This is a genomic window from Sphingomonas sp., assembly GCF_032114135.1.
In the GTDB taxonomy this organism is placed as follows: Bacteria; Pseudomonadota; Alphaproteobacteria; order Sphingomonadales; family Sphingomonadaceae; genus Sphingomonas.
The window spans coordinates 2,352,072-2,376,947 of record NZ_DAMCTA010000001.1; the positions used below are offsets into that span (position 1 = coordinate 2,352,072).

18 protein-coding genes are annotated in these 24,876 nt (G+C 68.9%); 7 read left to right on the forward strand and 11 right to left on the reverse strand.

The genetic code is table 11. From position 1 onward, the window contains the following. Nucleotides 1–14: 14 nt before the first annotated feature. Nucleotides 15–2,204 (forward strand): xanthine dehydrogenase family protein molybdopterin-binding subunit, encoded by a 2,190-nt coding sequence (locus RT655_RS11185; RefSeq protein ID WP_313536953.1) that lies wholly within the window; start codon nt 15–17, stop codon nt 2,202–2,204. A 242-nt stretch (nt 2,205–2,446) separates the two neighbouring features. Beyond that, nucleotides 2,447–3,142, forward strand: a complete 696-nt coding sequence (locus tag RT655_RS11190) for a Crp/Fnr family transcriptional regulator (RefSeq protein ID WP_313536694.1) — start codon at nt 2,447–2,449, stop codon at nt 3,140–3,142. A 7-nt stretch (nt 3,143–3,149) separates the two neighbouring features. Here RT655_RS11190 and RT655_RS11195 read toward each other — a convergent pair whose 3' ends face one another. Then, nucleotides 3,150–5,084 (reverse strand): ATP-binding protein, encoded by a 1,935-nt coding sequence (locus tag RT655_RS11195; protein ID WP_313536695.1) that lies wholly within the window; start codon nt 5,082–5,084, stop codon nt 3,150–3,152. 118 nt (nt 5,085–5,202) lie between these two features. Then, the gene (locus tag RT655_RS11200) at nt 5,203–7,605 is read right to left on the reverse strand and encodes a membrane-bound PQQ-dependent dehydrogenase, glucose/quinate/shikimate family (RefSeq protein ID WP_313536696.1); all 2,403 of its coding nucleotides are present in this window, start codon (nt 7,603–7,605) and stop codon (nt 5,203–5,205) included. A 242-nt stretch (nt 7,606–7,847) separates the two neighbouring features. Between RT655_RS11200 and RT655_RS11205 the strand changes: the two genes are divergently transcribed. From RT655_RS11205 to kdsA, 3 genes are read left to right on the forward strand one after another with little or no spacing between them, the layout of a single operon-like run. Next, the gene (locus tag RT655_RS11205; protein WP_313536697.1) at nt 7,848–8,846 is read left to right on the forward strand and encodes a KpsF/GutQ family sugar-phosphate isomerase; all 999 of its coding nucleotides are present in this window, start codon (nt 7,848–7,850) and stop codon (nt 8,844–8,846) included. Beyond that, nucleotides 8,839–10,167: a cytidylyltransferase domain-containing protein gene (locus RT655_RS11210; RefSeq protein ID WP_313536698.1), complete on the forward strand. Its 1,329-nt coding sequence runs from the start codon at nt 8,839–8,841 to the stop codon at nt 10,165–10,167. The genes RT655_RS11205 and RT655_RS11210 overlap by 8 nt, the downstream gene beginning before the upstream one ends. 11 nt (nt 10,168–10,178) lie before the next feature. Continuing rightward, complete coding sequence (gene kdsA / locus RT655_RS11215) at nt 10,179–11,000, forward strand: 3-deoxy-8-phosphooctulonate synthase (protein ID WP_313536699.1); 822 nt, start codon at nt 10,179–10,181, stop codon at nt 10,998–11,000. A gap of 12 nt (nt 11,001–11,012) precedes the next feature. Here the strand turns inward: kdsA and RT655_RS11220 are convergent, their stop codons facing one another. After that, a complete protein-coding gene (locus RT655_RS11220; RefSeq protein ID WP_313536700.1) occupies nt 11,013–11,237 on the reverse strand; it encodes a DUF3072 domain-containing protein in 225 nt (74 codons plus the stop codon). Between the two features lie 134 nt (nt 11,238–11,371). Here RT655_RS11220 and RT655_RS11225 point away from each other — a divergent pair, with 134 nt between their 5' ends. Beyond that, complete coding sequence (locus RT655_RS11225; RefSeq protein ID WP_313536701.1) at nt 11,372–11,761, forward strand: four-helix bundle copper-binding protein; 390 nt, start codon at nt 11,372–11,374, stop codon at nt 11,759–11,761. Between the two features lie 6 nt (nt 11,762–11,767). Here RT655_RS11225 and RT655_RS11230 read toward each other — a convergent pair whose 3' ends face one another. From RT655_RS11230 to dinB, 3 genes are all read right to left on the reverse strand, one after another. Continuing rightward, entirely contained in the window at nt 11,768–14,131 is a 2,364-nt protein-coding gene (locus RT655_RS11230; RefSeq protein ID WP_313536703.1) for a hypothetical protein, read from the reverse strand. 64 nt (nt 14,132–14,195) lie between these two features. Beyond that, nucleotides 14,196–15,137 (reverse strand): YihY/virulence factor BrkB family protein, encoded by a 942-nt coding sequence (locus RT655_RS11235; protein ID WP_313536704.1) that lies wholly within the window; start codon nt 15,135–15,137, stop codon nt 14,196–14,198. Nucleotides 15,138–15,226: 89 nt separating this feature from the next. Further along, nucleotides 15,227–16,312 (reverse strand): DNA polymerase IV, encoded by a 1,086-nt coding sequence (gene dinB, locus RT655_RS11240; RefSeq protein WP_313536705.1) that lies wholly within the window; start codon nt 16,310–16,312, stop codon nt 15,227–15,229. Nucleotides 16,313–16,403: 91 nt separating this feature from the next. Here dinB and RT655_RS11245 point away from each other — a divergent pair, with 91 nt between their 5' ends. Further along, the gene (locus RT655_RS11245; RefSeq protein WP_313536707.1) at nt 16,404–17,282 is read left to right on the forward strand and encodes a PEP-CTERM sorting domain-containing protein; all 879 of its coding nucleotides are present in this window, start codon (nt 16,404–16,406) and stop codon (nt 17,280–17,282) included. On the opposite strand, the gene RT655_RS11250 is transcribed toward RT655_RS11245, so the two are convergent. The 5 genes from RT655_RS11250 to RT655_RS11270 all read right to left on the reverse strand — a co-directional run bounded on the left by RT655_RS11250 (nt 17,258) and on the right by RT655_RS11270 (nt 24,717). Next, nucleotides 17,258–20,005 carry a glycosyl hydrolase 115 family protein gene (locus tag RT655_RS11250; protein ID WP_313536709.1) on the reverse strand — a complete coding sequence of 916 codons (2,748 nt, stop codon included), beginning with the start codon at nt 20,003–20,005 and terminating at the stop codon, nt 17,258–17,260. The genes RT655_RS11245 and RT655_RS11250 overlap by 25 nt on opposite strands. A gap of 210 nt (nt 20,006–20,215) precedes the next feature. Next, complete coding sequence (holA, locus tag RT655_RS11255; protein ID WP_313536710.1) at nt 20,216–21,238, reverse strand: DNA polymerase III subunit delta; 1,023 nt, start codon at nt 21,236–21,238, stop codon at nt 20,216–20,218. Continuing rightward, the gene (gene lptE, locus RT655_RS11260; protein ID WP_313536712.1) at nt 21,235–21,738 is read right to left on the reverse strand and encodes an LPS assembly lipoprotein LptE; all 504 of its coding nucleotides are present in this window, start codon (nt 21,736–21,738) and stop codon (nt 21,235–21,237) included. Before lptE ends, holA begins: the two co-directional genes overlap by 4 nt. Then, the gene (gene leuS, locus RT655_RS11265) at nt 21,735–24,266 is read right to left on the reverse strand and encodes a leucine--tRNA ligase (RefSeq protein ID WP_313536714.1); all 2,532 of its coding nucleotides are present in this window, start codon (nt 24,264–24,266) and stop codon (nt 21,735–21,737) included. The genes lptE and leuS overlap by 4 nt, the downstream gene beginning before the upstream one ends. 13 nt (nt 24,267–24,279) lie before the next feature. Then, nucleotides 24,280–24,717, reverse strand: a complete 438-nt coding sequence (locus tag RT655_RS11270) for a DUF3576 domain-containing protein (protein ID WP_121072840.1) — start codon at nt 24,715–24,717, stop codon at nt 24,280–24,282. Between the last annotated feature and the right edge of the window lie 159 nt (nt 24,718–24,876).

The window sequence follows — 24,876 nt, forward strand, 5'->3', positions numbered from 1 at the left end:
CTCGCCTGTACACGATGGACAAGCCGGACGAGCGCAACCGGCTGGATGCGATGGCGCAGGGCATCATCGGCCGCCCGCTCGACCGGCCGGACGGCAGCGCCAAGACCAGCGGCGTCGCACCCTATGCGGCGGAGTACAAGATCGCCGACTGCGCGGAGGGCGTGCTCGTCCTAGCGACGATCAGCCGCGGCGAAGTCGTCGAGATCGAGTCCGGTCCCGTACTGGCCATGCCCGGCGTGCTGGCAGTGATCGCCGATCCGCGGATGATCACCCGCTCGGCGCAGGGCGGTGCGGGCAAGTCGCCGGTCCGCGAGATCCAGAAGGTCGATTATTTCGGCCAGCCGGTAGCACTCGTCGTCGCCGAGACCTTCGAGCAGGCGCGCGACGCCGCCACGCGGCTGCGCATCGCCTATCGTGCCGATGATCCCGCCAAGGTGCCGCTCGATTCCGAGGACAACCACGCCAGCCACGAACCCTTCGGCGAGCCGGTACAGCAGGGCAATCTCGACGCCGCGATGCGCGATGCCGCGCATGCCGTCGACGTCACCTACACCACCGAGGGCCATGCCAGCGCCGCGATGGAGCCGCATGCCAGCATCGCCGAATGGGACGGCAACACGCTCACCGCCCATTCGAGCCTGCAAATGCTCAAATACAACCAGAAGGAGCTCGCCGACGCGCTCGGGATCAAGCCCGAGCAGGTGCGGCTGGTCTCGCCCTATGTCGGCGGCGGCTTCGGCTCGAAGCTGGGCATCAGCGCCGAGCTGGTCGCCGCGGCGGTCGCGGCGATCGAACTCGGACGGCCGGTGCGGGTGGTGATGAGCCGCCAGCAGGTCTTCCAGACGGTGATGCGTCGCTCCGAGACGCGCCAGCGCATCCGCCTCGCCGCGGATGCCGAGGGGCGGCTGGACGGCTTCGGCCACGAGGCCTGGGTCTCCAACCTGCCCGGCGAGAAGTTCGCCGAGCCGGTGACGCAGGCGAGCGAGTTCCTCTATCGCGGCGAGCATCGCACGCTGCGCATCGATCTCGCGCGCATCCACCGGATGACCGCGGGCTCGGTCCGCGCACCGGGCGAGGCGGTAGGGATGCAGTGCCTCGAAGCGGCGATGGACGAGCTGGCGCTGGCCAGCGGCATCGATCCGGTCGAGCTGCGGCTGCGCAACATCCCAGAACAGCATCCGAGCGAGGGCCTGCCCTACAGCTCGCGGCGGCTGGCGGAATGCCTCAAGGTCGGCGCCGAGCGCTTCGGCTGGGACGGCAGCGACCGCCGCCCGCTCCAGCGCCGCGAGGGCGAATGGTGGATCGGCACCGGCATGGCCAGCGCCACCCGTGTCCACAACCTGAACGAAGCCCAAGCGAAGGTGACGCTGTCGACCGACGGCACGGCGGTGGTCGAAAGCGACATGACCGATATCGGCACCGGCACCTACGCCATTCTCGGCCAGATTGCTGGCGAGATGCTCGGCCTGCCGCCGGAGAAGATTCTCGTCCAGCTCGGCGATACCCGCTTCCCGCCGGGCTCGGGCTCAGGTGGCAGCTGGGGCGCGGCATCCACGGGCTCGGCAGTAATGGTCGCCTGCGAGGCAATTCGCGAACAGCTCGCCGAGCAGCTCGGCGTCGAGGAAACCGATCTCACGCTCAAGGACGGCGAAGCGATCGCGGGCAATCGGCGGATTCCCTTCACCGAACTGCTCAAGACCGACCTCACCGAGACGGGCCATTTCAAGAATGGCGGGATCGACGAGAAGTTCGCCATCGCGATGTACGGCGCCTTCTTCGTCGAGGTCGGCGTGAACGCCTATACCGGCGAGACGCGGGTGCGCCGGATGACCGGCGCCTTCGGCCTGGGCCGCGCGCTCAACGAGAAGACCGCGATCTCGCAGTGCCTGGGCGGCATGGTGTGGGGGATCGGCAGCGCGCTGACCGAGGAACTCGTCTTCGATCCGCGCGACGGCCACCTCGTCAACCACGACCTCGCCGAATACCACGTCCCGGTGAATGCCGACGTGCCGGCGCTCGACGTGGTATTGGTCGACGAGCGCGATCCCGCGGGCAGTCCGCTCCAAGCCAAGGGGGTCGGGGAGCTCGGCATCTGCGGCGCGGCAGGGGCCATCGCCAATGCCATCCACCACGCCTGCGGGGTGCGCGTGCGCAGCTTCCCGATCACGCCGGACAAGCTGCTGGAACAGCTGCCGGAGGTGTGAACGGATTGCCTGCCTTCATGGATGAAAAGCCAAATCCTATAACAGGTTAAGTTGAATACTCCCCAGGGTGGAATTGTCAGTGGGACACCCGCCCGCTAGGCTTTGTTTCGCGAGCGGTGCGGTCCCATAGTGCTGGGGCCGCCCCTCCGGTCGCCGGCGTCCTGCCGGCGAGGACACATCCAGGACAGGGGGCATCCGGGGTGCCGAACTACCCGTTGACGCGATTCCACGAACAAGCGTCGTTGAGCGATGCAGAAGCCGCCATCCTGCGCGGTATGGGCGAAACGGAGATCGTCGTGCGTCGAGGTGGCACGATCCGGCGCGAGCGCGATCCGGTGGACGTGATCTACCTGCTGCTCGAAGGCTGGGCCACTGCCGCAGTCCGGCTGCCGGGCGGCCAGCGGCAGATCGTCAAGATCCATATCACCGGCGACATGATGGGCACGCCCAGCATGGTGCTGGACACCGCTGCCGATACGCTGACCGCGGTGACCGAATGCCGGGTAGCCGCGGTGCCGCTGGCGCGGCTTCGCGAGGTACTGGTCGCCCACCCGCGGGTGGGGCCGTTATTGTTGATGTCCGTTCAGGTCGAGCGGCTGGCGCTGATGGATATCGTCGCGGCGATGGGCAAGTCGTCGGCGCGCGAGCGGATGGTGCGGCTGCTGCTCGATTTGCACGATCGTCTGGCCAAGATCGGCGCGGTGGACAACGGCCGGTTCGACATGCCGCTGACCCAGGAACTGCTGGGCGACGTGCTCGGGCTGACGGCGGTGCACGTCAACCGGACGATGCGGCTGCTCGAACGCGAGGGGTTGATCGCCCGGCACGGGCAACGCGTGATGCTCGGCGAGATCGAACCCTTGCGCAAGATTTCGCCCGTGCCGCCCCGCCGCATCCGCTTCGATCCCGCCTGGCTGCCCGCACCCGGCGAAATGTGAAAAGGGATCAGCCGAGCAGCGCGTCGACGGCGTCGAGCAGCTCGCGCTCCCGGAACGGCTTGCGCAGCTGCGGCACGTCGCCGGGCAGGTCCTCCGCCGCATCGGTATAGCCGGTGAGCAGCAGGAAGGGCTGGGGGAGCCCCGCATCGCGGGCGCGGGTGATGAACTCGCCGCCGGTGCCGCCGGGCATCATGTAATCGGTGATGACCAGCGCAGTGCCCGGCGCCTTGTCGAGCGCGGCCATGCCCTGGCTCATCGACTCCGCCTCGGCAACGCGGTGACCGTGCGCGCGCAGCACTTCGGCGGCGGCCTCGCGGACGGCGGGATCGTCATCGACCAGCAGGATCTCGGCCGTCCGGGTCGGACGATCGCGCGGCGTGTCGCGGACCGGGGCGGGGGCGTCGGTTGCGGGCAGGACCAGGGTTGCGCTGGTGCCCTGGCCCGGCGTGCTTTCCAGCACCAGACGGCCCGACGATTGCTCGGCAAAGCCATGCACCATCGACAGGCCAAGCCCGGTGCCGCGATCGCCCGCCTTGGTCGTGAAGAAGGGCTCCATCGCGCGGCGCAGCGTCGCCGCGTCCATGCCGCAACCGTCGTCGTGTACTGCCAGCGCGAGATAGTCGCCGCGGACGAGCCCGCGTGCCTCGTCGCGGCGGGGCAGACGCGCCTCGACGATGATCGCGCCGCTGACTTGTCCGCCCGACCGAATCGCATCGCGCGCGTTGATCACCAGGTTGAGCACCGCCAGTTCCAGCTGGTTGCGGTCTGCGCGAACCGCGGGCAGGTTCGCGGCGCTGCGAAGCGTGCAGGTGATCGTCGGCCCTACCGAGCGCTGGAGCAGCTCGTGCAGATCGGCCAGCATCGCGTCGACGTCGATCGCCTCGGGCGTCAGCGCCTGGCGCCTGGCATAGGCGAGGAGCCGCGCGACCAGCGCGCGGGCGCGCTCGGCACTGCTCGTCGCGCTGTCGATATAGCGGAGCGCCTTGGCATCCTCGCCGATCCGGGCGCGCAGCAAGTCGAGTCCGCCCAGGATCGGAGTCAGCAAATTGTTGAGATCGTGCGCGACGCCGCCGGTCAGCCGTCCCAGCGCTTCGAGCCGCTGCGCCTGCAGCGTCGCCGCCTGGCGCTGGCGAAAGCGGCGCAGCTCGATCGCGAGTGCCAGGGTCAGCGCTGCGAACAGGGCCAGCGCGACGATCCCGCCGCTGATCAGCACCATGCGGGTCTGGCGGGTAAGCGCGGCGAAGCTGCCTTTCGGCACCGCCACTTCCACCTGCCAGCCCGATTCGGGCACCCGTGTGACGACGGACAGCATCGTCTCGCGCTCGGCGGATCCCGATTGGGCGATCACCGCGCCACGCTTGTCGAAGATCCGCAGCCGCCAGCCCGCGGGAATTTCCTCGGCGAACAGCAGATGCTGCATCGCCGTGATCGGCACCACCGCGGAGACGACATAGGGCACAGCGCCTCGGCTCAGCACTGGCGCGCGTACCGCGAAGGCAGTCATGCCGCCTGGGCCGCGGATGACATGGCCGACCTGTGGCTGACGGGTGCGCACCGCGCGTGCGAGGCTGACCGGGTCGATCACCTTGCCCAGCTTGCCGCCGATCGGCTTGGGCAGGTCGAGCAGGCGATTGCCATCCGAGTCGGCGATGCTCAGCGTCACCCAGTCGGCGTGATCCTCCATCAGCCTGGTGGCAAGCTCGGTGAAGCGGGGGCGATCGATGCCGCCGTCCAGCGTCGGCGAGCGGCTGATCATCTTCACCGCGTCCACCGTGGCGGCAATGTCGCGGCCGACCAGTCGCGCGGTAGATCGGCTGGCGAGCGCCGCCTGACGGTCCAGCGCGGCGCGCTGTTCGCGCAACGTGACCGCACCATAGGCCGAGCCGAGGACGACGATCGGCAGCAGGCCGGTAAGACCCATCAGGATCAGCGAGCGTCGCAAAGTGACCCGTCCCCGTTCTCCGGGCCGATCATGCCCGTTTCGGATCAGGCATGTATTTCAAGGGTAAAGTCAAACCCATATCCTGGATCAATACGTAGCCCGTAACGATCCAGGACGGTCATTGCGCGGTCTTGGGCAGGGCATAGGCGACGATAGAGTCGCCCCGCTTGGTACCCAGCGAGCCATGGCCGCCGGCTGCGATGACAATGAACTGCCGGCCGCTCTTCGCAGACCAGTAGCTCATCGGCGTCGCCTGGCCACCGGCCGGCAAGCGGCCGCGCCACAGCACCTTGCCGGTCGTCACGTCATAGGCGCGGAGGTAGTAATCGAGCGCCGAGCCCATGAACGCCACGCCGCCCGCGGTGAGCATCGGCCCGCCGAGCGAGGGGACGCCCAGCTTGAACGGCAGCGGCACGGGGGTCTGGTCACGCGAGGTGCCGTTGCGGTGCTTCCACACGGTCTTGCCGCTCACCAGATCGACGCCCGCGACATAGCCCCAGGGCGGCGCCTGACAGGGAAGGCCGAGCGCCGAGAGGAACGGGTTGAGCGCCACCGCGAACGGCGCGCCCGTGTTCGGGTTGAAGCCCTTGATGTCCGATCCGCTGAAGTCCGATCCGCCGGCCGGACCGCGCTGCCCGGGAGCGGCTGCGTCCGACTCCTTGCGCGGTACCAGCCGATCGACAAAGGCCATGTAGTTGGGATGCGCAAAGGCGACCATGCGCACGGGATCGATCGCCATGCCACCCCAGTCCATCACCCCGAAATTGCCGGGGAAGACCAGCGTGCCCTGCTGCGAGGGCGGGGTGAACGGGCCCTCGTAGCGCAGCCGCTTGAACTTGATGCGGCAGGCGAGCTGATCGAACATCGTCGCGCCCCACATGTCAGCATCGGTGACGCGCGTCTTCTCCATCAGGCTCAGCGAGGATTCGGGCTGGGTGGGGGAGGTGCGATCGCCCGGCGCGGCACCCTGCGGCACCGGAATCTCGCGTACCGGCACCACCGGCTGGCCGGTACGGCGATCGAGCACGAACAGGTTGCCGGTCTTGGTCGACTGGATCAGCGCGGGCACGCGGCCGCGGCCAGGCAGGTTGAGGTCGACCAGCGCGGGCTGGGCAGGGACGTCCATGTCCCACAGATCGTGATGGACGGTCTGGAAGGTCCAGCGGACCTTGCCGGTGGCGGCTTCCAGCGCGATCACCGAGGTGGCGAAGCGCTCGGTCTCCGGCGTGCGGCGGCCGCCCCATTGGTCGATCGCGGCCATGCCGGTGGGGATATAGACGAGCCCAAGCGCCGGATCGGCTGCGGCGATCGTCCAGCTGTTCGGACTGGAGGGGGTGTAGCGGCCGGTGCCCGGCGCCTTCGGGGTGGTATCGTTCGGGTTGGCCGGATCGAACGCCCAGACCGCGCGGCCGGTGTTCACGTCATAGGCGCGCACCACGCCCGAGGGCATGAAGGTCGTCTTGTTGTCGTAGACCGCGCCGCCGAACACCGCGAGATTGCCGATGATCACCGGCGGCGAGGTGATCTGCCACCAGCCGCGCTGCTGGCCGGGCAGGCCGGGCCAGACATCGACCTGGCCATTGGTGCCGAAGCCGGGGCAGGGGCGGCCGGTCGCCGCGTCGAGCGCGATCAGCCGGGCGTCGTTGGTGCCCATGATCAGGCGGTTGTCGCACATGCCGCCGCTACCGGGCGCGGCGCCGTTGCTGTGGTAGGAGACGCCGCGGCAGGTAAGGTGTTGCATCTCCTGCGAGGCGCGGATCTGCGGATCGTAGCGCCAGACCTGCTTGCCGCTCTCCGCATCGAGCGCAAAGACGATGTTGTGCGGCGAGCAAAGATAGACGCGGTCGCCGACCTTGATCGGGGTTACCTCATAGGTGAACTCGTCCGGATCGGCGCCGGTCTTGAGGTCGCCGGTGTGGAATTCCCACGCCTTTTCGAGCTTGGCGGCGTTGGCGGGCGTGATCTGGTCGATCGGCGACCAGCGATCGCCGCGCCACGACCGGCCATAGGCGTTCCAGTCTTCCTTGGGCGTGCCGCCGAGTACGCTTGCCGGGGCGATGCCGCGCGCACCGGGAAGTTCGCCGGCCAGATCGTGCGGGTTGGTGAAGGCGGTGACGAGCAGCACGACGGCCGCGATGCCGAGGCTGCCGACCAGGGGCCAGGCGCGGCCCGGCCAGCGCGGCGAGCCGAGCCGCCGGGTGACGAAGGGCAGCGCCAGCACGATGCCGAGCGGTACGAGGATGTCGCCGCGCGGGGCGAGCGCCCAGAAGTCCCAACCGGCTTCAGCGACCGCCCACACCATCGTCGCGACCAGCAGCACCGCATAGAGCGTCAGCGCCGTTGCCCGTCGCCGATAGAGCAGCCAGGCGGTGGCGAGCAGCGCCAGGCCTGCAAGGAGATAGTAGATCGATCCCCCCAGCAGTGCGAGCCACAGCCCGCCGCCACCGATCGCCAGCCCGACCAGTGCGAGAATCGCCGCCAGCACGGTGAGCACGCGCGAAGATCGTTGCTGGTCGGCCATGGCGTGCTCCGAAATCGGATCTAGGGGAGATGCCCGCCCAACCTGCACGCGGCCCCGCGGTTCCGACCGCCCCCCGTACTAGGCAAGTTTTTCCTAGCAGCGCCCCGGCCCGGCTGCGGCCGTTCCTATAAGGGACACAATGGGGCCTCTTGCCTCACGTTCGTAACGGAGCAGGCATTGGCAGCATCCTCGTTGTCCGACGCGCGATCCTGCCGGCGGCACGCTGCCGGGGACCGCGTCGCATGAAACATGCACGAATCGCGCAGGCGGCCGACGACCGTCCCGTGCCCGCGCTCGCCTGGGCGGGGGCGGTGATCGCCGCCGAACGCCGCGCCCTGCAGGCGTTCGAGGCAGCGCTGCCACCCTCGCTGGCCGATGCCGTCGCGATTATCGCCGGCCAGGCGAGCCCGCTGACCTGCCTGGGGATGGGCAAGTCCGGGCTGATCGCCGCCAAGGTCGCGGCGACCTTCTCCAGCCTCGGCACCCCGGCCTTCCCGCTCAACGCGGGGGAGGCGGCGCATGGCGACCTGGGCGCGGTGCAGGACGGCAATGTCGTGCTGCTCTTCTCGAACAGCGGCACCACCGACGAGATCCTGCGCATCCTGCCGGTGCTGAAGGGCCGCGCCTGCGTGCTGATCGGCGTGGTCGGGCGACCCGATTCCCCGATCGGCCGTGCGGTCGACATCCTGATCCCCGCCAGCACCGCGTGCGAGGCGGACCATATCGGCATGGCTCCCACCTGCAGCACCACGCTGCAGCTGGCGATCGGCGATGCGCTGGCGGTGGCGGTCAGCCGCAGCCGCGGCTTCACCCGCGCCGATTTCCTCCGCCACCATCCCGCCGGTCTGCTCGGCCGCCAGTCGCTGCCGCTTCGCACGCTGATGCGGACGGGCGACGAGCTGCCGGTGGTGGGGCCGCACGCGCCCGTCGCCGATCTGCTCGCCACCATGTCGCGCGGACGGATGGGGGCTGCGTGCGTGGTGGAGGAGGACGGCACGCTGCTCGGCCTGGTCGTCGACGGCGACATCCGCCGCCACTTCCAGTCCCGCCGCGACGTCTACGATACCCCCGCCAGCGCGGTGATGCAGCCGCGCCCGTGCGTGATCGACGTCGCCGCCACGCTCGGCGACGCCTTGCTGCTGCTGCGCGAGCGCGACGGCGGCTATTCGGTCCTGCCCGTGGTCGACGATGCGGGCCTTTTGCGGGGGATGCTGCACGCCAAGGACATGTTGAATGGCTAAGCCCCTGAAGATCGTTGCCTTCGTCCCCGCCAAGGGCAGCAGCGAACGCGTTTCCGACAAGAATACCCGCATCCTCGACGGCGAGCATCTGTTCCGCCGCAAGCTGCTCCAGGCACTCGACTGCCCGGCGATCGGCGAAGTCTGCCTCGATACCGAGAGCGCAGCGATGGCCGAGCTGGCGAGCGACCTGCCGGTCACCCGGCTCCAGCGCCCCGCCGAACTCGCCACCAATGCCACCGACGGGCACGGCATGTTCGCCTGGGAATGTGCGCAGCGCCCGGACGCCGACATCTGGGTGCAACTGCTCTGCACCGCCCCCTTCGTCACCGCCGACACGATCGGGCGCGCGATCGCGCGGCTGCTCGCCGATCCCGAGGCGGACAGCCTCGTCGCTGTCACCCGCGCCAAGCAATATTGCTGGGACGGGCAGGTCCCTGCCTATGGCACCGGCCGCATCCCCAACAGCGTGGAACTGCCGGAGACGATCGTCGAGGCGATGAGTCTCTACATCGTCCGCCGTACCGGCGAGGGCCCGGCGACGCGCCGCTTCGGCACGCGGCCGATCCTGTTCGATCTCGATCCGATCGAGCAGATCGACATCAACCACCACCATGATCTGGTGATCGCCGAAACGGTGGCGGCGGGCTTCCGCCAGGCGGAAGTCTCGCGCTTCCGCACGATGCTGCCGCATCTCTCCTCGCCGCTGCTGTCGGACATCCTCAAGGAGCGCGGGCACCGGGTGGTGCTGCCTAGGGCGCTGCGCCCGACCACCGGCGGCAAGTTCCTCGGCCGCGCCAAGACGCTTGAGCTCGCGGCGCTGCCCAACCGCCCCGATCGCGAACCCGGCGGCGCGTGGAACGGCATCTACGGTGCGCTGCAATCCTATCGCTTCGTGCGGCCCGGCGACGTGATCATGGTCGCGACCGAACTCCCCGACTTCGCCTATTTCGGCGACCTCAACGCCAATCTCGCGATCCGGTCGGGCGCGGTGGGCGCGGTGATCGACGGCGCGACGCGGGACACGGCGGACGTGCGTGCGCTGGGGCTGCCGGTCTATGCGCGCGGGCAGACCTGCGACGACATCAAGTACGAAGGCACGGTGAAGGCGATGAACCGCCCGATCACGATGGGCGAGGTGCGCATCGCCAATGGCGACGTCGTCTTCGCCGACCATGACGGTATCGTTGCGGTGCCGAGGGCGCTATGGCCCGAGATCGAAGCGGCGGCATGGGATGTGCTGTCCAACGAAGCGACCATCCGCATGCAGGCCGCGCGCGGCCGCGACGTGGATACCATACTTGCCGATTGCGGCACGTTCTGAAGGATTTGGGAATGAAGACGGTCAAGGTCGGTGCCCTCGAGATCGCCAACGACAAGCCGTTCGTGCTCGTCGCCGGGCCGTGCGCGATGGAAAGCCGCGATCACGCCTTCTTCATGGCCGATGCGCTGACCAGCCTTTGTGCCGAACTCGGCATCGGCTTCATTTACAAGAGCTCGTTCGACAAGGGGAATCGCACCTCGATCGACGCGCCGCGCGGCATCGGGATGGACGCCGCGCTGCAGGTGTTCGCCGATGTGAAGGACCGGTTCGGCTGCGCGGTGCTGACAGACGTCCACGATGCCGGCCAGTGCGCGCCGGTGGCCGAGGTGGTCGACGTGCTGCAGATCCCGGCCTTCCTCTGTCGCCAGACCGACCTGCTCCTCGCTGCCGGTCAGACCGGCCGTGCGGTCAACGTCAAGAAGGGCCAGTTCCTCGCGCCCTGGGACATGAAGAACGTCGCGCGTAAGCTGGCGTCCACGGGCAACGAGAACATCATCCTGTGCGAGCGAGGCGCCAGCTTCGGCTACAACACGCTGGTCAGCGACATGCGCGCGCTGCCGATCCTGGCGGAGACGGGCTATCCGGTGATGTTCGACGCCACCCATTCGGTGCAGCAGCCGGGCGGGCAGGGCACCAGCTCGGGTGGTCAGCGCGAATTCGTGCCAGTGCTCGCCCGCGCGGCGGTGGCGGTCGGCGTGGCGGCGGTGTTCGTCGAAACGCACCAGGCACCCGACACCGCCCCCAGCGACGGCCCCAACATGGTGCCGCTCGATCAGATGCGCGCGCTGCTCACCCGCCTCAAGGCATTCGATACGCTCGCCAAGGCGGGCTGAGCCGGGCGCGGCTCAGCGGCCGAGCTGTTCCTTCAGTGCATCGATCCGCTTCGACGCCTCGGCCTTGTTGAGGTCGCCCTCGATCGGCGGCTCGCCCGCTTCCTCAAGCAAGGTGATGAGGTAGGACGCCTGGGCGCCGGTCATCGGATCGTCGCCCGAGACCCAGTCATCGGGGTCTTTCTCGGTGTTCGAGCCGGGATGTTCGTCGAGCTTCGGATTGTGCAGCGGTTCGGCCATGAGTGCCTCCTCAAGTTCCTGTTATGTTCGATAACGGGCGGCGCAACGGGCTGGTTCCACGGCCATTTATCTGAACCCTCGGGGCTGCGGTCCGTTGGGGATGCGACCGATGCCGGCCAGCAAGGAGCCATCCCATGTCCCTCGAAAAGATGATCGCGCTGCACCCCAATGTGGGTGCCGATGCCAATGCGGCGCTCGCCAAGGCGGCGCGCCACGCCATGCTGTGTTCGTTGATGTGCACCAGCTGTGCCGATGCCTGCGTCGCCGAGGCGATGGACATGCGGCAATGCGTGCGGACCTGCCTCGACTGCGCGGATGTCTGCGCGGCGACCGCGCGGCTGGCGACGCGGCGCACGGGGCAGAACATCGCGATGCTGCGCACGATGCTGGAGACGTGCATCCGCGCGTGCGAACTGTGCGCCGAGGAATGCGCCAGGCACGATCACGAACATTGCCAGCTTTGCGCGACGATGTGCCGCGAATGCGCCGAGGATTGCCGCGCAGCGCTGCCCAGCGTGCAGTGAACCCGATCAGCCGGGCAGCGCCACCGTCGCGACGCTGTCCGGCGCGTCGTGCAGACGCAGGTACAAGGTCTTCCCCGCCGGGCGCGGCAGCGTGATGCTGCTGCCGACAAAGCCGAGCGGTACCGCGGTGGCGCTCGTGACGTCCGGCTTGTCGCTGAGCGCGGCAACGACGAACAGGTCCTGCCCGGTCAGCGTGCACGGCGTGCCCTCGGTGGGACAGGCGAGCTTGGTCAGTACCGGCAGCCGAGCCAGGGTGACCAGCTGCTGCCAATCGCCCGGCGTGGCGTCCTGCACCAGGCGATAGCGTAGCGGCCCAGCAATGCCGGCGCCGAGCAGCGCGCGCGGCGCGAAATGGGCCACCACCACATCGCCACCCACCCGCTGGAGCGCGCCATCGCGGAAGGCGAGGCGGGCGCTCGGGCCATCGGCTCCGGCGATTTCGACGGTGCCGCTATCCCCCAGCGTGCCGCGAGTGACCTTGAACGAGAAGTCGATCGCGGCGTCGGCGGGCAGCACGCCATCGGGCAGGGCGATCGGCAGCGCGCCCGCGGCGGGCTTGCCGCTCGCCGCACGGCTGAGCAGGGTCGCCGCCGGGCGGGGGGCGGTGGCGCGGACCGCCAGCTTCACGCTGCGCCCGTCGCGGAGCCGCACCACCGCCTCGCCGTCGCTCGCGGGGACCGGGCCCGGCGCCGTCATCGCCAGCCGGTCGCCGTCGTTGCCGCGCGACAGAGGGCCGGTCGAGAAGTGCAGCCCGTGCCAATCGAGCCCCCCGACCTGATCGAGCCGCGCGCCTTCCAGCACGCCCTCGGCATCGCCTTCGTGCACCACGAAGCGATCGAGCCGGCTCGCCTCCAGCCGCGCGGCCAGCGGGATCGTGTCCGGCGGTGCGCTGCCGAAGCGGGCGATGTTGAGCGTCAGCGCACCCGGCTTGGCGTCCTTGAGCGGCAGCGTCATGGTCAGCTCGTCCTGGCCGGTCACCTTGAACGGCACCGGGGTGCGGGTGCCGGCGGCGTCGCCCAGCGCGATCTGGCTGACGCAGAAGGCGGCGCCGCCGCGTAGCACCAGCGGATGCTCGCGCCCAACCACGACATTGCTGTCCGGCACCGCGCGCCACGCGCCCATCTTGTCGAGCTGCACGGGCAGCCGGGGGCCGGTGAACGTATCGAAGCCCCAGCGCCCCTGCAGCACTGCGTTGGAGACGGTGCCCAAATCCGCGGGCACCGCGCCGTCCAGCTTCACGCCGCCCTTCTCGACATCGGGCAGTACGGGGAAGTCGCGCGCGGTACCCTCGTTGCTGGTCACCCGCACCGACAGCGAGCGGCCGAAATCGGTGGCGTAGAGGAGCGGCGCGTCCTCCAGCGGCAGCACCAGATCGGGCTTGGCGAGGCACACCGGCGTCGGCCCGCCGGCCTGCCAGATCGGCGGCGTCGCAGGCCCGATCGGCGGCAGCGGCGCGGCAAGCACCGAACGCGGGCTCTGGAACGAGGGCGCGGCGTTGAGCAGCAGCTTCAACGTGTCGCCGCGGCCCAGCGCCAGCGCCGGCAGATATTGATATTGCGGGCTGCGGAACGCGCCGAACAGCTTGGCCGCGTCGCGCGCCAGCCCGATGTACGAACTGTAATAGCCGCCGCCGGCCTGGGGCGTCGCGGCGATGCTGTAGGCGAGGTCGGCGGTCGATCCGGTTAGCGTCTCGGCCAGCGAGGTGCCGCGCTGGGTCTGCAGCACCAGCGAATCGCGGTTCTGGGTGAGGCAGGCCGCCTGCAGCCCGCGCGGGCGTGACAGGCATTCGGCGTTCAGCTTGATCCGCAGCGCATTGGCGAGCACGGGCGCGGCAGTCGCAAGCCGCTCGGGCGCGGTGTCGCCGATCCGCGCGATCTCGGTGACGAACGCGTCGAGCCGCGCGCGGTCGAGCGAGGCCTGGAACAGGTCCTGCGCCACCCGCACGAACACGCCCGGGCGACCGCGAACGGCGTCGCGCACCGCATCGAACCCGCCGCCGGTATCGGGCGCGAGCAGCAACACGGCCTGTTCGGCGCCTTCCGGCACGGTCAGCGCGAGCTTGTTCTTCTTCTTGCGCCAGGTCTCGGCGACGAAGAACCAGTCCTTGGGCGGCGGGTTGGTCGCGCCGCGCAGGAAGGCGACGACCAGCAGATAATGCGCCGACTGGTCGGGCGGCAGCGCGGCTTCGGCCGTGATCTTGTCGCCTGGCTGGAGCGACGGGACCGCGCCGATCGGCAGCGTCGTGTCCCCCCGCGTGACGCTGAGCTTGAGGTCCGGCCCGACCAGGTCGAAGGCATTTTGCTGGGCCTGGACGGGAAGCGCGACACAGGCCAGCGCGAGCAGCAGCGGGATCAGGGGAAGACGGGGCATCGCCTCGCTATAGGGGAAGCAAGGCGGGCAGGGCCACCGCCTGCGCGACGAGCCGTTGGGGACATCACTCGGCGACGTTGTCCGCCACCCAGGCGCGGCGCTGGCCGAGCGGCTGGGGCGTGCCGGTAGTGGTGTCGTGCTCGGTCTGGTGCTCCAGCTCCGAATTGAGCTCGGCGCCGAACAGCAGCACATAGGACGAGAGATACAGCCAGGTCAGCAACGCGACGATCGCGCCCAGCGAGCCATAGGTCGCATCGAAGCGCCCGACATAGCGGACATAGGCGCCGAAGCCGAGCGTCAGTGCCAGCCACAGCAGCGCGGCGAGCAGCGATCCCGGCGTGATCCAGGTCCAGCGCGGCTTCGCCCGCGAGGGGCCGAAGCGATACAGCGCCGCCGCGCCCGCGGCCCCCGCCAGCGTCAACAGCACATGGCTGGCGATCTTGCCGAGGACGAGCAGCGCATCGGGGGCGAAGGGCAGCAGCCGATCGAGCGAACTAAGCGCGGTCATCGCGCCCGCGGCAAGCACGGCCGCCAGTACCGCGCCGAAGGTGATCGCGATCGCGGTGAGGTTCACCCAGACGAAGTTGCGCTTCTCCTTCTCCTCATAGGCGATGTTGAGCGCCGCGATGATCGCGCCGGCGCCGTTGCGCGCACCGAACAGCGCGATCGCCAGCGCGATCAGGATGCCGAAGCCTTTGCGGCCATCCGGGCTGTGGACGAGACCGAGCAGCTGGTCGCCGATTACCGCCGCGATGTCGCGCGGGAGGATGGTGGAGAGCGCGCGCACGTCGTGCAACACGGTGACCGGATCGGCGATCAGCCCGTAGCTCAGCACCACCGCGCCGAGCAGCGGCACGAGCGCGAGGAAGCCGTAAAAGGCCACGCCTGCCGCGATCAGCCCGATATTGTCGTCGCTGGATTCGGTCCAGCTGCGCCACAGCACCGACTTCCAGCCGGCCCAGGGCATCGCCCATGGGCTATGCGCGTCGCGCCCCTTCGGATGCATCGTACGTCCCCTTTTCGTGCGGAGAAAGCGCGCGACCCGCGAAGCAGGTTCCTTGCACCCAAAGGTGCAGGTCATTGATCCCGAACCACTTACGACAGGTCGGCATGGCCGAACAGCGGCAGCGGCTCCGCCAGACCGCGCTCGAAGTTGGAGACGGTAACCCCGACGAGGCGAATACCCTTGGGCGTGGGCAATACCGATCGCAGCAGCGCGATGCTGGCGGCGTGGAGCTGTTCGCGACTGGTGATCGGGGCAGTGTGGCTGCGGCTGCGGGTGATGATCTGGAAATCCGCGTACTTGATCTTCACCGTCGCGGTGCGGCCGAAGCCCTGGGTCCGCGCGCACCATTCCCATACGTCGTCGGCCTGGCCCAGTACCGCCGCCTCGATCTCCGCATCCTCGGTCAAGTCGCGGCTGAAGGTGGTTTCGGAGCCCGAGGACTTGCGCTCCCGGTTCGGGTTGACCGGCCGCTCGTCCACGCCGCGGACGATCTGGTGATACCATTCGGCGCTGCTGCCGAAATGCTGCTGGAGAAAGTCGAGCGACTTGGCGCGCAGGTCCGCGCCGGTCTCGATCCCCAGCCGCTGCATCTTGGCGGCGGTGACCGGCCCCACGCCGTGGAAGCGCGACACCGGCAGCGTCTCCACCCAGGCGGCGCCCATCTCCGGCGTCACCGCAAACTGGCCGTTGGGCTTGCGATGGTCCGAGGCGAGCTTCGCGAGGAACTTGTTGTACGAGACGCCCGCCGAGGCGGTGAGGCCGGTCTCCGCGAGGATGCGCGCGCGGATCTCCTTCGCCGTCGCCCAGGCGGTGCCGAGCCCGCCGCGGTCCTCGGTCACATCGAGATAGGCCTCGTCGAGCGACAGCGGCTGGATCAGATCGGTATAGTCGGCGAAGATCGCGTGGATCGCCTGCGAGACCGCCTTGTACACCTCGAACCGCGGCCGCACGAAGATCAGGTCCGGGCAGCGCCGCAATGCGGTGACCGAAGGGAGCGCCGAGCGCACCCCGAAGGTACGCGCTTCGTAGCTCGCCGCCGCGACGACGCCGCGCGCCGCGGCCGAGCCCACCGCCACCGGCTTTCCGCGCAACGACGGATCATCGCGCTGCTCGACCGAGGCGTAGAACGCATCCATGTCGATGTGCAGGATCTTCCGGATGGGCGGCGCGGCCATGACGCGGCTATACCGCTGGATGAACGAATAGGGAACAACGTTTGCGTCGCAGGTCATTGTGAAACCGGCGGGGCGAGGGCTAAGGAGCGCTATGCCCAGCTTTGCTCGCCGCCTCGCCCTTTTGCTTGCCTGTCTCCTGTGGACGCTGCCCGCGGCAGCGAAGACGATCCTGTTCGTCGGCAACAGCTTCACCTTCGGCGCCAATTCGCCGGTGATGCGCTATCGCCCCGATCGCGTGACCGACCTCAATCGCGAGGGGATCGGCGGCGTGCCCGCGCTGTTCCGCACCTTCGCGCTCGAATCCGGGCTGGACTGGCAGGTGAGCCTCGAAACCTCGCCCGGCAAGGACCTTGCCTGGCACTATGCCAATCGCCGTGCGCTGATCGATCGGCGCTGGGATGTGGTGGTGCTGCAGGGTTTCAGCACGCTCGACTCGGAACGCCCGGGGGATCCGACCCGGCACCTGGCGGCGGCGCGCGAGCTGGCGGCGCTGTTCCATGCGCGCAATCCGGCGGCGCAGGTGAGCCTCGTCGCGACCTGGTCGCGCGCCGACCAGACCTATCGCCAGTCCGGCCACTGGTTCGGGCTGCCGATCGCGCGGATGGCCGAGGATCTGCTTGCGGCGAACCGGCTGGGGCTGGCGCCGGGCACTGGCATCCACAGCGTGCTGCCGGTCGGCACCGCCTGGAACCGCGCGATCCGCGACGGCTTTGCCGATCCCAACCCCTATGACGGCCTCGCGTTCGGCCAGTTCAGCCTGTGGACCTGGGACCAGTATCACGCCAGCGCCGAGGGCTATTATCTGGAAGCGCTGGTCGAGTTCGGCGCGATCACCGGCCGCGATCCGCGCAGCCTCGGCCCCCGCGAGCGCGCCGCAGAGGATCTGGGGATCAACCCCGAGGTCGCCCGGCGGCTGCGCGACGTCGCCGCCGCCGAGCTGGCGGCTCAGCGGTTCGGCGGCGCGCCGTAAAAGTCGGGGGCGCTGTCGAGGCGCACGTCGATCCGGTCGAGCAGGAAGCCGGGGTCCATGGCGAAGACCTCGATCTTGTGTGCGCCCGCGGCGAGCAGGCCAAGCTTGAGCATGCGCACCGCGGCGTTGGAGAGAACATTAGCCTTCCATTCGTCGCTGCGGCCATGGGTCTCATAGTCCAGCACGGTGATCGCGCCGCCATCCACCCGCACGCCGATGCGCAGCTTGTTGGCGGAGCTGAGGGCGTGGACCGGCAGGGCGACGATCTTGAGCTCGGCATCGCCCTTGTTGCCCAGCACGAAGGGCAGGACGAGCGGGGCGGCGGCATCGGCGCGGTCGGTGGAGGGCAGGTCGAGTTTGCTGCGCAGCACGGCGCCGCGCGAGCCTAGTTCCGCAATCCGCTCCCAGGGCGTGCCGGCGAGCTTCAGGTCGGCCGGGGTCAGCGAAATGATGTGGTTCACCTCGGGCGTGGCGTCGCCGGCGGGGAAGGGCTGGAGCACCGGCTCGAGATAGACCATCGCGCCGTTGCAGCGGATCTTGCCCGCGGCGATCGGGCCCTTGCCGTCATAGTGCACCGCGACGCGCATCTCGTAGCCGTTGCTGGCATCGAGGCGTCCGGAGCGGGCGGACAGCTCCACGCCGTCCAGTCCCTCGACGGTCCAGTCGCTCACCGCGCCCTTGCCGTAGACGGTCATGGTGCGTGTCTCGGCCTTGCCGGGCGCGAAGGCGAGCGCGCGGGCATCGGCGCCGCAGGGGGCGACGGGCGCGAGGTCGATCTTGGGGTAGGGCGGCTCGGCGAACACGGCGAGCTGGCGCGGGGCCATGTCCATGATGCCGCGCCACTTGCCGCCATTCTGGGCATTGTAGGCGGCGGTGTCGGCGACGATCGTCTGGTGGGCGGCTCGGGCCTGGTCGGCGAGCGCATTGGCGCTTGCGCGACCCTGACGCGCGTAGAGCGCAGCGAGATCGAGCTTCAGGTTGCGCTCGTTGAGCTTGGCCGCCCCGCGCACCGGGTACAGCACCAGCTGGAAGAAGGCGTCGCGGCGATCGACGGGCATGGTCGCGCCCAGCGCCTCGGCCTTGTCGAGCAGCGTCTGGTAGCGGGCGATCCGCGCCTGCGCCTCGTCGCCGCCGGTGCGGACATAGTCGCCGATGCGGATCGGCGTTTCGGGCTCGACGGTGCTGAAGCCCATGAACTCGGGCTTCCGCTCCCAGGCGAGGTCGTAATAGTCCATCAGCACGTCGCCGACGGCGGGCCCTTGCGCGCCGAATTGCGTGGTCGCCCAGTCGTATAGCTGTGCGCGCACGGGCTTGTTCAGCAGCTTGGCGTCGAAGGCCATGTCGAGGAAGTAACTCGCCAGCACCTCGCCCGGCTTGATGTCGCCAACATTGACCACCCACAGCTTGCGCGTGCCGGTCTGCCAGGCGCGGTCGAGCTCTTCGCGGATCAGCGCGGGATGGGTGGTCGCCAACCACAGATAGTCGTGCGGCCGGCCCCAATAGCTGATGTGATAGTAGAGGCCCGAGCCCCCCTTGCGTGCCTGCTCGGCGGCGGTGGGCAGCTGGCCGAGATAGCCGTAATTGTCCTCCGGCCAGACCAAGGTCACGTCCTCCGGCACCTTGAGCCCGCTGCGATAGACGTCGAGCACTTCCTTGTAGAGCGTCAGCACCTGTGGGATCTGCTCCGCCGGCTTGCCTTGGGCGGTTGCGAGCAGGCCGCGCTGCAGGTCGATCGCTTGCGCCGTGGCGGCGAGCGCCTGTTCGGGGCTCTTGGCACCCTCCAGCGCCGAGTCGTGCTTGCCGCGCAGGCCGATCGTGTAGACGTTTTCGTACGCCTTCACCGCGTCGACGCGGCGGCGCCAATAGTCGACCATGCGGTCGCGATTGGTGAAGAAGTTGAAGGGCCCCTTCGCCTTTTCGTCCCACTCGCGGACGTTGTTGCGCAGCATCGGCTCGGCATGCGAGGTGCCGACGACGATGCCGTACGCCTTGGCCATCTCGGCATTGCCGGGAATCTGGTAGAAGGGCTTGGTGCTCTCGTGCATCGCCGGCCAAATTAGATTGGCCTTGAGCCGCCACATCAGCTCGAACACGCGGGCATAGGTCTTGGGGCCGATATCGCCGGTCTCGGGCTCATAGGTCTTGGCCGCCCAGGGTTGGAGGCCCCAATCCTCGTCGTTGAGGAAGATGCCGCGATACTGGACCGAGGGCGCCTCGGAAAGCAGGCGGCGGCCGTCGACCACCAGCCGGTCGGCGTGGCGCGGGGTGACGTCCGCCCACCATTCCCAGGCCGAGATGCCGAGCGCGCGGCTGAGATCCACCGTGCCCCAGATCGCGCCGCGTGGGTCCGATCCGGCGATCAGCAGGTAGGACCGGCCGGGATGCTGCTTCGAGGGGGCGAGGACGCGGATATAGCGTTCCCACTGGCCGTTCAGTGCGGCGAGGTCGATCTTCGTATCGGCGGCGACGGCGCGGACGAGGGCGGAATCCTTCTGGCCGATGACGACGCAAAGCTTCTCGCAGGTAGCGATGTCGCTCGCTACCAGCGGCGTCTTCCCCGCGCGCTTGCCGATGTCGCGGGCGAGCAGCTCGCCGGCCAGCTTTGCCGAGGTCGCGTTGTCATGGACGATGGTCGCGGCCGTACCGCCGTCGAACAACACCGCCTGCTGCGCATGCGCGGCGAGGGGAAGAGCGAGCAGGGCGGGCAGGGCAAAATAGCGCATGCCCAGCTTGAAGCATGGGAAAAGCCGGAAGGGAATCCCCAGATCCTCCCCGTGCCGGGGAGGGGGACCAAGGCGCGCAGCGGCTTGGTGGAGGGGCCGCGCCGCCAGGCGCGGTTCCGCTGCAGCGTGGGGACACCGCCGCGTACCGCGGCGGCCCCTCCACCACCGCCTTCGGCGGCGGTCCCCCTCCCCGTGCCGGGGAGGATCGGGTCAGCCCTTCGCTCTTGCCGCTGCCCTGGCAATCGCCACGCATTCCACTTCCGCCAGCAATTCCCCCGCGCTGCCGCTGCTCATCATCGCCCGTTCGGCCGTCCGCACCCGCTCGATTGCCCGCGCGATCTGCGGTGCCGACCAGCGGCGCAGCGCACGCCCCGTCGCGGGACGTTCCTTGAAGAAGACCCGGTGGCGCTCCATCGCATCGTCGACGCTGGCGCCCTGGTCCATCTCGGCGCGCAGTTCGGCCAGCGTCATCAGCCGGCGGACCAGCTGGCGCATCAAGGGAATCGCGGAGCCGCCGCCCTCGCCAAGCTTGGCCAGCTCCTCGCCGACCTCCGCCACACGCCCGTCGAGCACCGCCTCGATCGCGCCGAACAGCTCGCCTTCGCCCAAGTCCGCGCCGATCGCGTCAAGCGCCGTGCCGTCGGCATCGCGCGGATGCTCGGGATCGGCGTCGAGGAACAGCGCGAGCTTCTCGATCTCGCGGGTCAGCACCGCGCGGTCGCCGGCCGAGGCCAGTGCCAGCCGGTGCGGCACGTCGCCAGTGAGGCGAAGGCCGTGCTCGCGCGCGATCGTACCCGCCAGCTGCGCCGCACCCGCGCCTTCGGGCACATAGCAGGCGAACGCCATCGCGCTGGGCGCCGCGATCGCCGCCTTCACCAGCTTGCCGCTGGTCTTGAGGTTGGGCCCGATCGCGACCACGGGATTGCCCGCGCGCTCGGCGCCGAGCAGCAGCGCGATCGCCTCGGCCGCGCCTTCCTCGATATTGGAAACCCGGATGTAGCGCGCGCCCCCGAACAGCGACAGCGACGCCGCCTCGTCGGCCAGCAGCCCGGGCTGGTCGCGCAGCATCTTCATGTCGATGTCGATGCGCTCGACCTCCGGTCCCAGCGCCTTGCCGAGCCGCTGGGCGAGATCGGCGGCACCGGCTTCATCGGGGCCGTGGAGCAGATAGAGCCGGGTATCGGGCCTGGGCGAATCTACCGCCGCGCGGATCTGGCCCGCATTGGCCTTCACTTGGGCCGCGCGCCGCCTTCGCGCACCGTCCGCGCCAGCCGCGCGACGATCTGGTCGGCGACGATGCCCGAGAGCCGCTCCAGCGCCGACTTCTCGGCGGCGATCGTGGCATATTCGGAGCCGACCACGTCGATGCCCGCGTCCGATCCGGCGGTGGCGTCTAGCACCACCTGGCCGCTGCGCAGGTCGATCAGCTGGTAGCGTGCGCGCAACGTCCGCCGCTCGCGCGAGACCGAGTCATCGCGCCGCACGCCCAGGCCGATGATCTGGTCGTCGAGCTTCACTTCGAGCCGGTACGCCGCCGCGCCGCCATTGTTCGCCAGCCGGTCCTTGAGCGCGTTGGATACCAGCCAGCCCGACTGGCCCTGGATCGGCGCGACCTCGACCGCCGAGAGCGTCGTCGCCACCGCGCCGCCGCTGCCCCCCTGGTACATCGGATGCAGCCCGCACGCGGAGAGCGTAAGGGCGAGGGGGGCGAGCAGGGCGACGGTCTTGTTCATGCGACGATGTTCACCAATCGATCGGGCACCACGATGATCTTGCGCGGTGCGTTGCCTTCGAGCAGCCGAACGATCTTGTCCGACGCAAGTGCCGCGGCCTCCACCACGTCCTTGGCGGCACCCTTCGGCATCACCAGCGTGTCACGCAGCTTGCCGTTGACCTGCACCGCGATCGTCACTTCGTCGTCGATCAGCAGCGCCGGATCGACCGCCGGCCATTCGGCATCGGCGATCATGCCCGTCTCCCCCATGGCGGCCCAGGCCTCTTCGGCGATGTGCGGCACCATGGGTGCTACGATGCGGACCAGCGCGCGGATCGCGGCGGTGCGCGAGGCGGAGGGCTTGGCCTTCTCGATCGCGGCGGTCAGCTCATAGAGCTTGGCGACGGCCTTGTTGAAGGTCAGCGCCTCGATGTCCTCGGCGACACCGGCGATGGTGCGGTGGAGCTTGCGGTCGAGATCCTTGTCCTCGCCTTCCGCCTGCTCCAGCCCGTCGAACAGGCGCCACAGCCGGTTGACGAAGCGCCAGGCGCCTTCGATGCCGCTCTCGCTCCATTCCAGGTCACGCTCGGGCGGGCTGTCGGAGAGCACGAACCAGCGGGTCGCGTCGGCGCCATACTGGTCGACGATCTCGGTCGGGTCGACGGTGTTCTTCTTCGACTTCGACATCTTCTCGACGCGGCCGACGGTCACCTCGGCGCCGGTGTCGGTCAGATAGGCGGAGCCATCGGCGCGGAACGACACCTGGGTCGGCTCGAAATACACCTTCCGCTCCAGCCCCTCGTGCTCTTCGAGCTGATAATAGCTGGCGTGGGTGACCATGCCTTGCGTGAACAGCCCGGCGAACGGCTCGGCCACGTCGATGCGGCCGATATGGCGCAGCGCGCGGGTGAAGAAGCGCGCATAGAGCAGGTGCAGGATCGCATGCTCGACGCCGCCGATATACTGGCCGACCGGCAGCCACTGCTCGGCCACCGCCTTGTCGAACGGCTTGTCCGCAGGCTGGCTGGCGAAGCGTAGGAAATACCAGCTCGAATCGACGAAGGTGTCGAGCGTGTCGGTCTCGCGCCGCGCGGGCTTGCCGCACTTGGGGCAGTCGACATGCTTCCACGTCGGGTGGCGATCCAGCGGGTTGCCGGGGACGTCGAACGATACGTCCTCGGGCAGCGAGACCGGCAGCTGGTCCTTGGGGACGCCGACGGGACCGCAATCCTCGCAATGGATGATCGGGATCGGGGTGCCCCAATAGCGCTGGCGGCTGACGCCCCAGTCGCGCAGGCGCCACACGGTGCTGCCGGTGCCCCAGCCGCCTTCCTCGGCGCGGCGGATCACTTCGCGCTTGGCATCGACGACGTCGAGGCCGTCGAGGAAGTGCGAGTTCACCAGCGTGCCGGGCCCGGTATAGGCCTCGGTGCCGTCGAACTTGGGATCGGTCTTGTCGCCCTCGGAGACGACGCGGCGGATCGGCAGATGATACTTGGTAGCGAATTCGAAGTCGCGCTGGTCATGCGCCGGCACGCCGAACACGGCGCCGGTGCCATAGTCCATCAGCACGAAGTTCGCGATGTACACCGGCACCTGCCAGTTCGCGTCGAACGGATGCTGCGCGGTGAGCCCGGTGTTCCAGCCGAGCTTTTCCTGCGTCTCCAGTTCGGCGGCCGTGGTGCCGCCCTGCTTGCAGCGCTCGATGAAGGCCTGCACCTCGGGGTTGCCCGCGGCAAGCTGCTGCGCGATTGGATGATCCGCCGCGATCGCGACGAAGCTCGCGCCGAAGATCGTGTCCGGCCGCGTGGTATAGACGGTCAGCCCTTCGCCGTTGGACAGCGACCAGGTGAACTGCAGGCCTTCCGATTTGCCGATCCAGTTTTCCTGCATCAGCTTCACCTTGTCCGGCCAATGCTCGAGGCCCTTCAGCCCTTCGAGCAGGTCGTCGGCGAAATCGGTGATCTTGAGGAACCACTGGTTGAGCTTGCGCCGTTCGACCAGTGCGCCCGAGCGCCAGCCGCGCCCGTCGATCACCTGCTCGTTGGCGAGCACGGTCATGTCGACCGGGTCCCAGTTGACCGCGCTTTCCTTGCGATAGACCAGGCCGGCTTCGTACAGGTCGAGGAACAGCGCCTGTTCCTGGCCGTAATAATCGGGCTCGCAGGTGGCGATCTCGCGCGTCCAGTCCAGCGCGAAGCCGAGGCGCTTGAGCTGCGCCTTCATCGTCGCGATGTTCTGGCGGGTCCAGGCGCCGGGATGGACCTTCTTTTCCATCGCGGCATTTTCGGCCGGCATGCCGAAGGCGTCCCAGCCCATCGGATGGAGCACTTCCATGCCCTTCATCCGGCGGAAGCGCGCCAGCACGTCGCCCATCGTGTAGTTGCGTACATGGCCCATATGGATGCGCCCCGAGGGATAGGGGAACATCTCGAGCACGTAGGACTTCGGCTTGGGCGAATCGTCGCGGGCGGCGAAGGTGCGGTTTTCCTCCCACGCCTTCTGCCACGCCGCGTCCGCCTTCAAGGGATTGAAGCGAGACGCCATATTGGGCTTCCGATTAGTTGGTCGCGACGGCCGCGCGGCGCAGGTCGCGTGCACGGGTCAGGATGATGTCCTCGAGCTTCTGGACGGTGGCGGCCTGCACGGGGGCCGAGACCCAGGCGCCGTTGCGGTTGACTTCGCGCAGCGCCGCGACCCGCAGCGCATCGGCGCGCAGATCCTGGTCGAGCACGGTCACCGTCACCTTCATCCGCTCGGTGGGGACGTTGGGGTTCACATACCAGTCGGTGACGATCACGCCGCCGTTCGAGTCGGTCTGGAGCAGCGGCATGAAGCTCAGCGTGTCCAGCGTGGCGCGCCACAGATAGGCGTTGACGCCGATCGTCGTCACCTTCGATGCCGCCAGGTCCGCGTTCACGCCCTTCTTTTGGTGGCTGCAGGCGGAGGCGGAAACAGCGAGCGACCCCAGGATCGCAAAGCGCAACAGGCGGTTCATGGACGTCGTACTTCCTACCGGCAAGGGAATGAGTGCCTGCATCTATAGGGCGGGATGTGGCGGGAGCAAGGCCGACGCGCTGGTATCCGATTGGTCGCGGATGGTACGATTCTGTGGGTCTGGTGCAACACTCCGGGAAAATTGCTGCCGCCGATGGAA